The organism is Thiothrix nivea DSM 5205 (assembly GCF_000260135.1).
GTDB lineage: Bacteria > Pseudomonadota > Gammaproteobacteria > Thiotrichales > Thiotrichaceae > Thiothrix > Thiothrix nivea.
This window is the reverse complement of record NZ_JH651384.1, coordinates 121,973-135,740: the sequence shown is the minus strand read 5'-3', so window position 1 is coordinate 135,740 and position 13,768 is coordinate 121,973. Positions and strand designations below refer to the sequence as shown.

11 protein-coding genes are annotated in these 13,768 nt (G+C 55.5%); 3 read left to right on the top strand and 8 right to left on the bottom strand.

Annotation, left to right across the window (positions count from 1 at the left end; all coding sequences use genetic code 11):
- Positions 1 to 55 precede the first annotated feature (55 nt).
- From THINI_RS00925 to THINI_RS00915, 3 genes are all read right to left on the bottom strand, one after another.
- Complete coding sequence (locus THINI_RS00925) at positions 56 to 1,246, bottom strand: peptidoglycan-binding domain-containing protein (protein ID WP_002706813.1); 1,191 nt, start codon at positions 1,244 to 1,246, stop codon at positions 56 to 58.
- Between the two features lie 98 nt (positions 1,247 to 1,344).
- Positions 1,345 to 2,535 (bottom strand): toll/interleukin-1 receptor domain-containing protein, encoded by a 1,191-nt coding sequence (locus THINI_RS25535; RefSeq protein ID WP_002706812.1) that lies wholly within the window; start codon positions 2,533 to 2,535, stop codon positions 1,345 to 1,347.
- 90 nt (positions 2,536 to 2,625) lie between these two features.
- Complete coding sequence (locus tag THINI_RS00915; protein ID WP_281054665.1) at positions 2,626 to 4,905, bottom strand: GumC family protein; 2,280 nt, start codon at positions 4,903 to 4,905, stop codon at positions 2,626 to 2,628.
- A gap of 234 nt (positions 4,906 to 5,139) precedes the next feature.
- Here THINI_RS00915 and THINI_RS00910 point away from each other — a divergent pair, with 234 nt between their 5' ends.
- From THINI_RS00910 to THINI_RS00900, 3 genes are read left to right on the top strand one after another with little or no spacing between them, the layout of a single operon-like run.
- On the top strand, positions 5,140 to 6,138 hold the full coding sequence (locus tag THINI_RS00910; protein ID WP_002706810.1) for a GNAT family N-acetyltransferase: 999 nt from the start codon (positions 5,140 to 5,142) through the stop codon (positions 6,136 to 6,138).
- Positions 6,107 to 7,351 (top strand): glycosyltransferase family 4 protein, encoded by a 1,245-nt coding sequence (locus THINI_RS00905; RefSeq protein WP_169314573.1) that lies wholly within the window; start codon positions 6,107 to 6,109, stop codon positions 7,349 to 7,351. Before THINI_RS00910 ends, THINI_RS00905 begins: the two co-directional genes overlap by 32 nt.
- Positions 7,348 to 8,163, top strand: a complete 816-nt coding sequence (locus THINI_RS00900) for a polysaccharide deacetylase family protein (protein WP_002706808.1) — start codon at positions 7,348 to 7,350, stop codon at positions 8,161 to 8,163. Before THINI_RS00905 ends, THINI_RS00900 begins: the two co-directional genes overlap by 4 nt.
- Here THINI_RS00900 and THINI_RS00895 read toward each other — a convergent pair.
- From THINI_RS00895 to serC, 5 genes are all read right to left on the bottom strand, one after another.
- Positions 8,144 to 8,881: a TSUP family transporter gene (locus tag THINI_RS00895; protein ID WP_002706807.1), complete on the bottom strand. Its 738-nt coding sequence runs from the start codon at positions 8,879 to 8,881 to the stop codon at positions 8,144 to 8,146. The two genes, THINI_RS00900 and THINI_RS00895, sit on opposite strands and share 20 nt — an antisense overlap.
- Before the next feature lie 18 nt (positions 8,882 to 8,899).
- Positions 8,900 to 10,177, bottom strand: coding sequence for an AI-2E family transporter (locus THINI_RS23000; protein ID WP_002706806.1), 1,278 nt, complete (start codon positions 10,175 to 10,177; stop codon positions 8,900 to 8,902).
- A 144-nt stretch (positions 10,178 to 10,321) separates the two neighbouring features.
- Positions 10,322 to 11,428, bottom strand: a complete 1,107-nt coding sequence (gene pheA / locus THINI_RS00885) for a prephenate dehydratase (protein ID WP_002706805.1) — start codon at positions 11,426 to 11,428, stop codon at positions 10,322 to 10,324.
- On the bottom strand, positions 11,425 to 12,588 hold the full coding sequence (locus THINI_RS00880) for a 3-phosphoglycerate dehydrogenase family protein (RefSeq protein ID WP_002706804.1): 1,164 nt from the start codon (positions 12,586 to 12,588) through the stop codon (positions 11,425 to 11,427). Before THINI_RS00880 ends, pheA begins: the two co-directional genes overlap by 4 nt.
- A gap of 92 nt (positions 12,589 to 12,680) precedes the next feature.
- The gene (gene serC, locus THINI_RS00875) at positions 12,681 to 13,766 is read right to left on the bottom strand and encodes a 3-phosphoserine/phosphohydroxythreonine transaminase (RefSeq protein ID WP_002706803.1); all 1,086 of its coding nucleotides are present in this window, start codon (positions 13,764 to 13,766) and stop codon (positions 12,681 to 12,683) included.
- Between the last annotated feature and the right edge of the window lie 2 nt (positions 13,767 to 13,768).

Genomic DNA, 13,768 nt, shown 5'->3' with positions numbered 1-13,768 from the left:
CTCAAAGCGGTATCTGTGTAACTCCTCGGCGGCCTGCGGGCCGCTTTTTTTCGCCTCAGCCCCAGCGGCCAATAATTAGCTTGCCACCTGGTTTTTGCTCCATCAGGGTGGTGCGCGCGCTGTAACGGGTTTTAACGAGGTAATCCGGCTCGGATGACCAGCTTACGAGGGAGTTGGTAATACGCCCGCTGGCATCCAGTTCCACCGTCACTTCCTCGGCGTAGGTGTTGATCTGCGAGAGGCTGTTGGGTTCGGTGTCGGAGAAATTATCCCGCACATCATCAAACGAGCCAACCGCCATCACCAGCTTACGGGTACGGTTGTTGGCATCACGTTCCACCTTGATGACGTTGACGGTGTGGTCAAAGCTGCCATTGCCGGTGTGGTCGATGAAAATCAGGTGGCCGGGTTGCAACTGGTTGACCGGTATTTCCGGCTTGCCGGTGTCTCCATCATTGCTGAAGGCCGGGTTCCAGTCCCATACACGGGGACAAGCACGGGCTACCTGATGGGCGCTAATTTCGGGGTAATGCACCGCTACGCCGGACAGCATGGATTGCTGGGGATCAAGCTTTTCCACATTCAACACTGCCTCATAGCCAGTACGCCTGACCTGGGCGCTGTTATCCGAACGACTGAAAAAACCGCGCGTCTTGTCGCGGGTCGCCACGATCCAGGTTTTTTCCGCTGCACCGCGCAACACGGGGTGCGGCAGGTTGACGAAACGGTCTTCCCTGATCTGCTTGCGGAACTGATCCATCAGGAACAGCGCCATGCCCTTGCAATCAGCCTCCACCCGGTTCTGCTTGATCACTTCCCAGTAATGCCCGACCCAGCTACCGTAGGCCGTCTGAATCGCCGGGCTAGTCCAGGAAAAAATTTCACTGCTACTGTTGAGGCGGATTTCCGGCATGGCCAGTGCGCGGAAATTGGAGAGGAACGCCAGCGGATCAACCGCCTTCATCGCTGGAGTGCGTAAATCCAGCCATGCAACAGCGATGTCCAACAAGGTCAGCAGAATGGATGTCACCTTGCCGGTTGGCGCAACCGCGACGGCTGTCTGGAACGCTTTCACCGCGTTTTCGGTATTGCCGCCAAACTTGCCATCGCACAGGTCGTGCAGGTGGCCGAGCCTTCCTAACGCATACTGTATGGCAACGACTGTCGTGCCGCTTGCGCCGCGTGCAATTTCGCCGTTGAGGCCATTGGGGAAAGCCTTGCGTAAGGCCGAATCCTGAAACGCCATGCACTTGTTCCTTGCCTGATTTTGATACCAGCAGTGTATAAGCAATCCACGGCGTCTGCCAAAAATTTACAAGATGTCAGTCACCGTTAGCGTACAGATCATTGAGCCGCAATTGCCTCAAGCAACCGCTGCACACTCGCCTCAAACTGGTCATCATGGATACGGATGCCATTTTTACGGGTCAGCTTGTGTAAGTCTTCCGGCAACTCATCCACCCCTGGCATCTGGGCGTTTTTCAACAGCACCGGAATCACCCGGATATTGCGGTGCAGTGCCTTGGCCACTTCCAGACGCACAAAATCGCCCGGGTCGTCCAGCCGCCGCCCCTTGGCATTGGCTGCGTTGACCCAGCGTTCCCCAATCATGACCAGCAGGGTGTTGGCCTTGGCAAGCACTTTTTCAATGTGCTCGACAAAATCCTCGCCGTGGGGAATATCATCCAGATCCATGAAAACGGCGTCGTCACCCAACGCTTTCTTGAGCTGCTCATAGATCGCAAGCGTGTAGCCACTGCTGTCATCGCGGCGGTAACTGATGAACACGGCTTCGTTGCCGGAACGCTTGTAGGGCTTTTTAGCTTTTTGCAGGTTCCTAACCAGGTAAGACACCAGCGCTGCCACAAATGCCAACAACACCAGCAGTTTCCAGTTTTCCACCAACCATTTCAGGATCGCGCTTTTACCATCGACATCAATGCTGATCGGGCGGGAGTACACCAATTTGTTTTTCACGCCGGAGGGCAGGTGAATGGAAACTTTCAGTGTCAGTATCTGACCCTTGGCTACTACCAGTGGCGTTACGTCAAATGACCACTCGGTATAACCGGTCGGTTCGACGAGTTGCTTCTCATCAGTGATGCTGGCCACCTGGAATTTGTCGCCGTACAACGCCACCGACATGAGGTTGCTGACCCGTACCGTATCGCGGATAACCTCTCCCCTGCCGATCAGCCCAGCATCATCAAGGGCTTCACGGCTGATCCTGACTTCGATCCGCTCGGTTTTGTCCCTAGTCATCTCGGTGGGTGGGTTGAACAGAATATTGCCGAATTCTGGTTCCAACATTATTTTTTCGGCAGCCACAGGTGGCGGTGCTGGAGCCAGCATCGCTGGTGCTTCTTCCCCAAGCGCGTCTTCCGCTGGTGGCGCTTCTTGCATTGAATAAACGACGGGGGCTTCTTCCGGCGCAGGCGCTGTCTCAGGCCGGTTGCCACAAGCTGGCAACAATAAACCTAGCGCCACCGCCAAGCAGATAATGCTGCAATACCTGAAAAAGTATGTCTTGAACATAATAACCTTCCCCCGCAAGCCCGCTGCCATTACACAAAGTATAGCCATTGTGACATCGGCGAGAAGAAGACGTTCAGAAATCATCCAGCATTAAAGCACAGGAGCCAGATTCAGACCCTTGCCTTTGCCTTTCGGTGCTTTTTTGGCAGGACGTCCGGAGGAAGGTATGCGCGTCTGGTAGCGGTCGTAATAACGGTAGTCGGTCACGTCATCCTGTGACTTGACCATCAGGAAGCCAACCACGTTGGGCTTGACCCGGCGCAATTGCTCAATGACGTTCAACAGGCGTTTGCGGTTGATATGATCCTCATCGGCAACAATCACCGTGGCTTCCGCCATCGAAGACAGGTAAATGGCGTCAGCAAACCCGGCAACCGGCGGCCCATCCACAATCACGCTGTCAAAATGCTTGGAGGCAAGATTAAGCAAGCGCGCCATCGCCGGGCTGGAAACCATCCTTACCGGGTCGGCGATCAGAGTCCCTGCCGTGATGAAATACAAACCTTTGAGTTCACGGGAAGGGTGGGTGACGCTGGCAACATCCGTTTCGCCACTGAGGAAATTGCTCAAACCTCTGGCATTCGGCAAGCCCATCTTGACGTGGATGGAAGGCTTGCGCAAATCGGCGTCAATCAGCAGCACCTTCATGCCCTGCTGCGCTTGGCTCAGTGCAATATTAACCGCTGAGGTGGATTTGCCTTCCGCCGGGTTAACGCTGGCAATCAGGGTCACGCGCGGTGCCATGCCGCCCGGCAGCACGAAGCGCAGGTTCGCCGCTGCTACCCGATAGGCTTCGGCCAGCAGGGAACCGGCATCGCGCGCGGTTGCCAACGCCAGATGGCTTTCCGAACGGTTGCGCACATGCGGGATGGTTCCCAGTACCGGTAGGCCGCTGAGCGCCTGCAATTCACCCACCGAGGCGACGCTCTGGCTGAGCGTTTCACGCAGTAAAGCAGCGCCTATCCCCAGCATCAGCCCCACCAGGCCGCCCAGAATGAGGTTGAGGGCTTTCTTGGGGCGGAAAATATCACTGGCAGGTGCGGCCACATCCACCACCCGGATGTTGCTGCTGGTGACATTGGCAGCAACATTGACTTCCTTCAGGCGTTGCAACAGGCCATCGTAAAGGTCACGGCTGCTTTCTACCTCACGTTTGAGGGCATTGTATTCAATGCCACGGTCACGCTGGTCAACCAGTTCGCCCTTGAACGTATCGAGTTCGGCACGTAGATCATCTTCCAGTTTTTTGGCAGAAACGTATTCGGCATCCAGCGACTGCTTGAGGCCGCCAACCTCTTTCTGCAACTGGCGGCGGGTTTCCAGGATTTGCTGTTGCAGGCGTTGCATGTCGGGGTAAGCGGGCTTGAACAGTTTCAGTTTTTCCTGGTAGTCGGCTTCCAGCGTCACCAGATTTTGCTTGATACCTTCCACCACCGGGTTGTTGAGGACTTCACGCACATTGCCGTGCTTGCGCCCCGAAATCATCTGGCTTTCGGCCTGGATGCGGTTGCGCTCGGCCTCACCCAAGGCGGAATACAATTCATCCAGCTTGCGTTCCTGGCTGGACTGGCTGTTGTTAACTTCGAGGATGCCGTTCTGCTTGGCGTATTCGATCAGCTTGGCTTCCTGCAAGGTCAGGCGGCTGCGTGCCTTTTCCAGTTCCTGCTCCAGAAATTCCTTGGCGTAGGTGTCGGTTTCGCTTTGTGAGCTGATGTTGTCCTTGATGAAGGCATTGATTAGGGCATTGACAATTTCCGCCGACAGTACAGGGTCAGGGCTTTCAAAGAACACTTTGACTAGGTGGGTCTTTTCAATCGGTTCCACGTACAGTTGTTTCTGGAATGCTTCGGCATAGTCCATCGTCGCGGGTGGCTTGCCAGCAGTATCCCCAACGGGCAACAGCGAAGTGAGCAGGCTTTTCACGAAACTGGCGAGCGCTTTCAGCAGCGTGACTTTTTCAGGACGCTCAAACAGGCGTGCCTGCAAATCCAAGTCGGCAATGACCCTTTCTGCCAATTTGCGGCTTTTCAATTGCTCGTATTGGGTGCGGAAAAATGGATCCTGCTCCCCCATGTCGGGCGACAGGCTGGTGACAGCGCCAAAATTCACGATTTGCACGCCGTCTTTTTCGATCTGTATGGTGGCACCGGAACGGTAAGTGGGTGTCGTTGTCCAGGTGATATAAGCCGTCAACAGCAGAATGGAAAGTGCCGTCAGCAGCAAGACCCATTTTTGCCGCATCAACCGCCGCCAAATATCTTCCAGTGTCAAGGCGCGACCAGGGGTTGCAAGCGCTGTAACCTGTGGAGAGGGCGCGCTAGCATGGAACGGATGCTGGGGAAGGTTGTTTTTATTGGTGACAGTTAACATGTTTCCCGGGGCGAGGTAGTTCTTTAGTTTAATAGTGGCTTCATTCTCCCACCACAACCCGCAATACCGCAAAGGATACCTTGCGGTCGTAAGCATTTTGTGGATAAGCGGAAAACATTTACGCTTTATCACCGTCCATTCATCCAAACTCCCCGCTGGTCAGGCAATGGTGGCGTTTACATGGCCTCAACCGTATAAGGGGGACAATCAAAATAATAATCTTGGCCTGAAAGCATGAGCCTAGCCATTATTCCCGACCCGGTCATATTGACAAGTGCAGATACCGACAGCATTTTTGCCAGCCACGCCTTCCGCGCCCTCATCGCCCGTGAATTTCGCTTGCAGGCGGTACAACTGGAATTGTCCACTGATGGGAAACCATTCACCATACCAGCCTTTGCGCGCGACAACCTGCTGGGGAACAAAACCCTGATCCTTGGCGCGGGCTTTGACAAGACCGGCTACATCCCCGGTATTGCGGATACCGATTACACCCCGATGATCGGGCAACTGGTAAATGAACTGGCAAGCACCGGCATCAGGATGCTGGAAATCCGTACAGCACAACATATCCCCTGCCTGGTGGACGAATCAGACAAGGTGGAACTGAATATCGACCTCCAGCCCTCGCTGGAACAGCTCTGGAGCCAATTGTCCGGCAATACCCGCAAGAATATCCGACGCCCGTTGAGACAAGGTTTCAGCGCAGTGACCGGCAGTACGCCCGAACTATTGGACGAGTTCTACACCTTGTACCGCATGAGCTTGCATGACATTGGCAGCCTACCCCATCCCCGGCACTTTTTTACCGACCTGCTGGCGCAATGCCCCAACCAGACCGATATTTTTGTGGGCTACATGGAAGGCAAACCGGTGGTGGCATCATTCAATTTCACCAGCCAGGATGAAATCTATGGCGCGTGGGCAGGCATCCACCGTGATTACAAAAAACACAACGTGTTCCTGGCCATGCTCTGGAAAATCACCGAACACTGCGCAGCCACCGGGCGCAAAACTTATAACCTCGGGCGCTCTTCAGCAGGCGGCAACCAGCACCAGTTCAAGCTGAAACTGGCCAACCGCTCGCACCGGATTTACTACTACCGGATCAATATCAAGCCACCACGCAAGGCGCGTTCCCGTGTGCAGAATGCGGCTTCCTGGCTGATACGTAACACCCCTGCCATCGTGATGGATGGGCTTGCCCGCACCCTACTACACCGCTATTACTGACAAGGCCAACAAGATGAAAATACTGGAAGTTTGTACCGTCAGCAGTTCCGCCTACGCACTGGTTTTCCACCGTGCATGCGCACTCAACCAGCGGCTTGCAGGTAAAGTCAGGGTTGATCTGCTGTGTATCGACGGCCCTGAGGTGGCGCTGATGCAGGAACAGGGCATGAACGTGGTAACTACCGCCCTGCACCGCAGCCTGAACCCGCTGCAACTGATGCGTTCCGCCTGGAATTTGCGCCGTGCTATCCGTGCTGGCGGCTATGACGCAGTGCACCTGCACTTCGGCGTGCCGGGGCTGGTGGGGCGTTTTCTGGCTTTTTTTGACCGCCAAACCGTTTGGATTTACCAGAGCCACGGCTACAGCATCGCGGAAAATACCGGTGTGCTGGCGCGCAAAGTATTCCTGCTGATCGAAAAGCTACTCAAACCGACGGTGCGCTACTCGCTGTTCCAGTTGCGCAGTGACATGGAACTGGCACGGGAATACAGGCTACTGGAAGAGGCGCAGATGGTGTTTTTGGGGAACGGGATTGATTTGGGGAGGTTTTCGCCGAACGTTCCCCCCATCATCCCCACCCCTTCCCCCGCAAGGGGGGAAGGGAGCGAAGAGCATCCGACTGTGTTCGGGATGGTGGCACGGTTTGAGCCGATCAAGAACCATACGCTGCTGCTGGATGCAGTGGGACTGCTGGCAAAACAGACCCGTCATTTCAGGGTGAAACTGATTGGGCAGGGGCATTTGCTGGCAGATGTAGAGGCTACTATCCGCGCCAAAGGATTAGAGGATGTAGTGGAAATCCTCGCCTACAGCAATGACATGCCGGCTTTCTACCAAAGCATTGACGTGGGGATGTTGACCTCGTTTGCCGAAGGCATCCCCCGCGCCCTGATCGAACCGATGGCCTGCGGCAAGCCGGTAATCTGTACCGATGTCAAAGGTAGCCGAGAAGCTGTCATCGACCGCGAAACCGGTTTCAAAACGCCGCTGGATGCGCCGGAGACATTGGCTGGGCACATGTTGTGGCTCATCCGCAACCCTTCGCAGCGTCTGGCGATGGGCAAGACCGCCCGCGCCCATGTCGAGCAGCATTTCTCCGAAGCACGGGTGCTGGACATCCTCAGTGACATTTACCTTTCTTGTACCCAAACCCCTGACACCTCTCCCGGCAAGGGTGAGCCAAACATTCCTTCCCAGGAGGCGAAAGCATGATTTTCAGCGCAGACATCGAAGACTGGCAGCAATCCGTTTACGATTTCGACCGCGAAGTTTCCAGCCGCGTGCTCTATAACACCAGCCGTTTGCTGGACATTCTTGACGAGCATGACGTAACCGGCACTTTCTTCGTGCAGGGCATGGTGGCGGAAAAATTCCCGCAACTGGTCAGCTCGATCAGCCGGGCGGGGCATGAGCTTGCCTGCCATTCCCATACCCACCGACGTCTTTACAACCTGACAGAAGCACAATTCCGCGCCGAACTGCACCGCTCCGTCGCCATTCTGGAAGACATTGGCGGCGAAAAGATCCTGGGCTTCCGTGCCCCCACCTTTTCCGTCCGCGAAAAGATCCTGGGCTGGTATTGCGATGCACTGAAAACGGAAGGTATCGTGTATGACTCCTCCATCATGCTGTCGACCGTGCGCGGCTGCTATGGCGTGGGCGACGCTGGCATCCTGCAACGCATGGCTGAACAGGGGCTACGCAGCTACCCGATGAGCGTCAGCCGGGTGCTAGGTAAAAACATCCCCGTGCTTGGCGGGGGCTATTTCCGCATTTACCCCTACTGGCTAACCCAGTGGCTATCCCGCAACCTGGATCAGGAAAGCAGTATTTTCTATATCCACCCCTATGACCTGGATAGCCACGAATACCGTGAAGTTTCCCGACAGGTGGAAATCCCGGCCAAAATGGCCATCCACCAGTTTGCCCTTCGTGGCAGCGTGGAAGGTAAACTACGCCGTCTGCTACTGGACTACCCGTTCAGCTCCTTCCGCGACACTTACTTCAACCCAGCAGCAGCTTGAGTGACATCAGCACTGACACCACTACCAGCACCGGGCGGATCAGGCGTGTCCCATGCCTGACTGCCATGTGCGAGCCGATGTAACTGCCGATCATTTGCCCCACCCCCATCACCAGCCCCACCGCCCAGACGATATGCCCGGAAAGCGCGAAGAAAAGCAGCGACGCAAAGTTGCTGGTGAAATTTAGCAGTTTGGTGTTGCCGGTCGCCTTCGGCAAGCCATAGCCCAACAGGGCCACGTAACTCATGGTGAAAAATGTTCCCGTTCCGGGGCCAAAGAAGCCGTCATAGAAACCGACCCCAAACCCAACTGTCGTCGCGAAAGTGGCTGGAGAAATGACCTGATGCTTATCCAGGTCGCTTATGTTAGGTGAAAACAGAAAGTACAAGGCAAACAGCATCAACAGCACCGGAATGGCCTTTTCCAGCAGGCTGGAATCTATCTGCTGCACCAGCAACGTGCCGCACACCGAGCCTAGAAAGGTCAGTCCCACTGCCAGTTTTTGCCCACTTACATCCACTAACCCGTGGCGGGTATAATTGATGGCAGCGGTTGAGGAACCGAAACTGGCTTGCAGCTTGTTGGTCGCCAGCGCTTCCAGCGGCAGAAAGCCTGCCCACAACAGGGCAGGGATGCTGATCAGGCCGCCGCCGCCACCGATGGAGTCGACCCAGCCGGCAATGATGGCGACGATGAAGAGGGCTAGTAATAATTCCATGCCGTAAGCATTACTATCTTAATGGTGGGAAACCTTAACCTTACCCGGCACAGCCTCACCCTCCCGATAGCGAATCGCGTAACTGAACAGGTAAGTACACACCGGCAAACCCAGAATCAAACCCCAGATGTGGAACAACTTGCCCCCAACTGTCAGGATGATCAGCACAATCACCGGATTAAGACGCAAACGCGCCCCATAAATCAGGGGGTTGAGGATGTAACCTTCCACCATGTGGATGAAGGTAATCATGCCGATGGCCAGCAACACCAGATTGACACCGCCCGCATTCAGGGCAATCAGGCAAATGGGTACAGAACTGATGAACACCCCCGCCACCGGAATAAAACTGCACAAGAACACGATCACAGACAGGAAAGCCACATCATTTCCCAGCCCCATCAAATGTAGCCCTACAGCTGTCAGGAAAGTGTTGACAATGGCGATGTAAAACTGTGCCTGCATCGCGTGCCCCAGCACCTTGCCAAACTGATAGATATTGTCAGCAGCCTCCACATAAATGAAGCGTAGGCGGGTATTTTCCAGCTCACGCACACTGGCAGAGAGGCGCGGCAAGTCCAGCACAATCAGGAACGAAAACAGCAAGGCCAGCAGGAAAGTCGCCAACATGCCAGCCGTCTGGCGGCTGATATTCGCCAGCCGATCCAGCCCCGCCTTGATGACATCCCGGCCACTGGCAGAATCCCCTGCCCCACTCAGCAATTCCAGCAAAGCCCCGCTGGGCGTCTCGCTAAACGTGCGCGGCGCAGGCAGGGAGACAGCAGGCGGAGGGTTCGGCTGCCCCGGCATTGCCCATGCAGGCGCAGTGCTGGTAGCAACTGGTGTTGGGGCGGGCTTGCGCAACTCAGGGATAGCCTCTTGCAACAACGGATATTTCTCGGCCAGATCCAGCAATTCCACATCCAACCGTTGCATGTAGACGCCGAACCCCTTGGCAAAGCCCGCTGCCTGCTGGTAGACCTGCGGGGCGAGGAATACTGTCACAGCAATAATGACGCTCAGGAACAGTGTGCCTGTCAGGAACACCATCGGCACCCGCAGATGGCGCACGCGCTTAGCCAGCACATCAACAATGCCGGATTGCAGGTAGGCAAACACAAAGGTCAGGAAAATCAGTGTGAAGAAGGAACCCAGCAGATACAACAGGCCAAACAGGATCATCCACACCAGCAGCCGGGTCGCCAATGGCAGCAGGTTTTCCCAACGCATTCGTGGTTGCCGGGAAGGAAAATGGGGAAGAAGCCCGGCATTGGTGTTGTCATTGTCCAGCGGCATCAGTCGTTTCCAGCGATGAGGATCGGCGCAGTATAACACCATCGGGTTTAGAGGTGACCATTACCCTTGCAAAGATCCCCTCCTGGTTTGCTACTGCATTATCAATACGATAGCCTAAGGTTTACACTCCTCCCGGGGTCAGGCTCACATGATGGCGACAGGGTAGGAACCCAGCACCCGTACCACTTCTGCTTCCTGCCGCAGTGCCTCCAATGCCTTGCTGATGGCCGCATCCTGTTCATGCCCGCGCACATCCAGGAAAAAGAAATATTCCCAATTGGTGGTGCGCGAAGGCCGTGATTCAATGCGGGTCATGTCGACACCGTTTTCAGACAATGGCTTCAGCAATTTGTAGAGGGAACCGGGCTGGTTACGGGTAGAAACCAACAGGGAGGTACGGTCATTACCGCTCGGGGACACCACCTGATCACCGATCACCAGGAAACGGGTAGTGTTGTTGGGGTTGTCTTCGATATTGTCGTGGACAATTTGCAAACCATAAATGGGCGCAGCCTGGATACCGCCGATGGCAGCAGCCGTATCATCCAGCGAGGCCAGCCGCGCTGCTTCCGCATTGCTGCTGACCGGAATGCGTTCCGCTTGGGGCAAATGCTTGTCCAGCCAGAAACGGCATTGCGCCAGCGACTGCGCATGGGAATAAACCTTCTGCACGCTTTGCCAGCTGGCGTGCTGGCACATCAGGTTCTGGTGGATGCGCAGGGAAATTTCCCCGCACACCCGCAGGTTTGATTGCACAAACATATCCAGCGTATGGGTAATCACGCCATCAGTAGAGTTCTCAATCGGCACTACGCCGTAACGCACCCTACCCGCTTCCACCTCACGGAAGACCTGCGGAATGGACTCCACCGGCAAGGTGGCGACCGCTTGCCCAAAATGCTTGTGGGTAGCTTCCTGCGTAAACGTCCCGGCTGGCCCCAGATAGGCGATGCGCATGGATTCTTCCAACGCCAGGCAGGAGGAAATGATTTCGCGGAACAGGTGCGTGATCTGTTCGTTGCGTAACGGGCCGTTATTCAATGACTGCATCCGGGTCAGGATTTGCGCCTCCCGCTCCGGACGGTAGAATTTGGCGTTCGGGTCTTCCGCCAGCTTGGTGTGCGCCACCTCCTCGGCACAGCGCGCACGCTCGTTCAGTAGCCCCAGGATTTGCGTATCCAGGGCATCAATACGCTCACGCAGGGCGGCTAGCCCTGCATGAGTGGCGGAAACATCAGTCGTGTTACTCAAAGCAATCGTACCTTCAGGACTCCGGGGATAGCCGCCAACGCTGCCAGCGTATCATCAGCCACTACCGAATCCACATCCATCAGCGTATAAGCCATGTCGCCTTTGGAATCGTTCAGCATGTGTTTGATGTTGATGCCGGCCTGCCCCATAACGTGAGAAATCTTGCCCAACATGTCGGGGTTATTCTGGTTGACCAACGAAATCCGCGCAAGTCCTGCGCGCGGTAATTTTACATTTGGCAGGTTGACTGAGTTGGTGATGTTGCCGTTTTCCAGATAATCCCGCACTTGGTCGGCCACCATGATAGCGCAATTTTCCTCGGCTTCGCGGGTGGAAGCACCCAAATGCGGCAACGAAATCACACGCGGATTGGTACGCAGCACGTTGCTCGGGAAATCGCACACATAGGCATACACCTTGCCACTTTCCAGACCAGCCAGCACCGCGCTGTCATTGACGATGCCATCACGGGCGAAATTGAGCAGCACCACGCCATCTTTCAGTTTGGACAGGCTCTCAGTGCTGATCAGGTTGCGGGTGCTGTCGATCAGGGGGACATGGAAGGTGATGAAATCAGACTGCGCCAACAACGTGTCGATATTGGGCGCGGCTTCCACATCGGAATCCAGTTGCCAGGCGCGTTCGATGGTAATGGTTGGGTCGTAACCGATGACATTCATGCCCAAACTGCGGGCAGCATTGGCAATTTTTACACCAATAGCACCCAAGCCGACGACCCCCAGAGTTTTGCCAGGCAACTCAAAACCGCCAAACTGTTTTTTGCCCGCTTCAACAGCAACGTGCATTTCCTCATCGCTGCCTTTCAGGCCGTTGACGAAGTTCATAGCGGGGCCAATATTGCGACAGCCCATCAACATACCTGCAATGACCAGTTCCTTCACCGCATTGGCGTTTGCGCCAGGGGCATTGAATACCACCACGCCACGTTCAGACAGTTTTACAGTCGGCACATTGTTGGTACCGGAACCAGCACGGCCTACTGCCAGAAGGTTGTTAGAAAACGGGTAATCATGGAGTTTAAAGGAACGCAGCAGGATAGCATCGGCATCAGACTGGTTATCGGAAACGGAATATTTATCGGTGGGGAGGCGGTTCAAACCTTTGGGGGAAATGGCGTTAAGGGTCTGAATTTTATACATGGGGCTAGTCCTGTGGTGTGAATGTTTTTCCTTCTTACTCCCTTCCCCCCTTGCGGGGGAAGGGTCGGGTATGGGGGGTAACGTAGGCGTGTTTAACCGTTCTTCTGCGCGAAGTCCTGCATGAAGCTGACCAGTGCTTCCACACCAGCCTCCGGCATCGCGTTGTAGATGCTGGCACGCATACCACCAACCGAGCGGTGGCCTTTCAGCGTGGTCAAACCTGCCTGCGCAGCCTCCGTCAGGAATGGCTTGTCCAGATCAGCATTCGCCAGCGTGAACGGCACATTCATCCACGAACGGCAATCCGCCGCAACCGGGCTGTTGTAGAAACCACCGGAGGCTTCAATCGCCGCATACAGTTTCTGCGCCTTGCGCTCGTTGATGGCCGCCATGCCGGTCAAGCCGCCCTGCTGCTTGATCCACTGGAACACCAAACCCGCCAGATACCATGCATAGGTGGGCGGGGTGTTATACATGGATTCGTTGTCAGCATGAATCTTGTAATCGAACATCGCCGGTGTACCGGCGATGGTTTCGCCAATCAGGTCTTCACGCACGATGACAATGGTCAAGCCAGCCGGGCCGATATTTTTCTGCGCACCCGCATAAATCAGGCCGAATTGGCTGACATCGACCGGGCGGGACAGAATAGTGGAAGACATGTCGGCCACTAACGGTACATCGCCGGTTTCCGGAACCCAGGCGAACTCAACGCCACGGATGGTTTCGTTCGGGGTGTAATGCAAATAGGCAGCATTCGGATCACATTTCCAGATATCAAACGCCGGAACGCTGGTGTAATTACCTTCCTTGGTGGAAGCGACCACGTTGACCTCACCGTAACGCTTGGCTTCCTTGATCGCCTTGGCTGACCAGTCACCGGTATCGACGTAATCGGCAGTGGTCTTGCCACGCAGCAAATTTATCGGAATCATCGCGAACTGGCTGCTCGCACCGCCTTGCAGGAACAGCACCTTGTAGTTGGCCGGAATAGCCATGATTTCGCGCAGGTCAGCTTCGGCTTGGGCAGCGATGGACATGAACTCCTTGCCGCGATGGCTCATTTCCATCACGGACATACCGCTGCCGTTCCAGTCCAGCATTTCGGCCTGGGCTTGTTCAAGGACGGCCTGCGGCAGCATTGCCGGGCCAGCGCTGAAATTGAATACTCGTTTCATGT

What these genes read in the sequence shown, in the direction of transcription:
- THINI_RS00900 (WP_002706808.1), top strand. Translation starts at nt 7,348, where the DNA reads ATGATTTTCAGCGCAGACATCGAAGACTGGCAGCAATCCGTTTACGAT.
- THINI_RS23000 (WP_002706806.1), bottom strand. Translation starts at nt 10,177, where the DNA reads ATGCCGCTGGACAATGACAACACCAATGCCGGGCTTCTTCCCCATTTT.
- serC (WP_002706803.1), bottom strand. Translation starts at nt 13,766, where the DNA reads ATGAAACGAGTATTCAATTTCAGCGCTGGCCCGGCAATGCTGCCGCAG.
- THINI_RS25535 (WP_002706812.1), bottom strand. Translation starts at nt 2,535, where the DNA reads ATGTTCAAGACATACTTTTTCAGGTATTGCAGCATTATCTGCTTGGCG.
- THINI_RS00915 (WP_281054665.1), bottom strand. Translation starts at nt 4,905, where the DNA reads ATGTTAACTGTCACCAATAAAAACAACCTTCCCCAGCATCCGTTCCAT.
- THINI_RS00910 (WP_002706810.1), top strand. Translation starts at nt 5,140, where the DNA reads ATGAGCCTAGCCATTATTCCCGACCCGGTCATATTGACAAGTGCAGAT.
- THINI_RS00925 (WP_002706813.1), bottom strand. Translation starts at nt 1,246, where the DNA reads ATGGCGTTTCAGGATTCGGCCTTACGCAAGGCTTTCCCCAATGGCCTC.
- THINI_RS00880 (WP_002706804.1), bottom strand. Translation starts at nt 12,588, where the DNA reads ATGTATAAAATTCAGACCCTTAACGCCATTTCCCCCAAAGGTTTGAAC.
- THINI_RS00895 (WP_002706807.1), bottom strand. Translation starts at nt 8,881, where the DNA reads ATGGAATTATTACTAGCCCTCTTCATCGTCGCCATCATTGCCGGCTGG.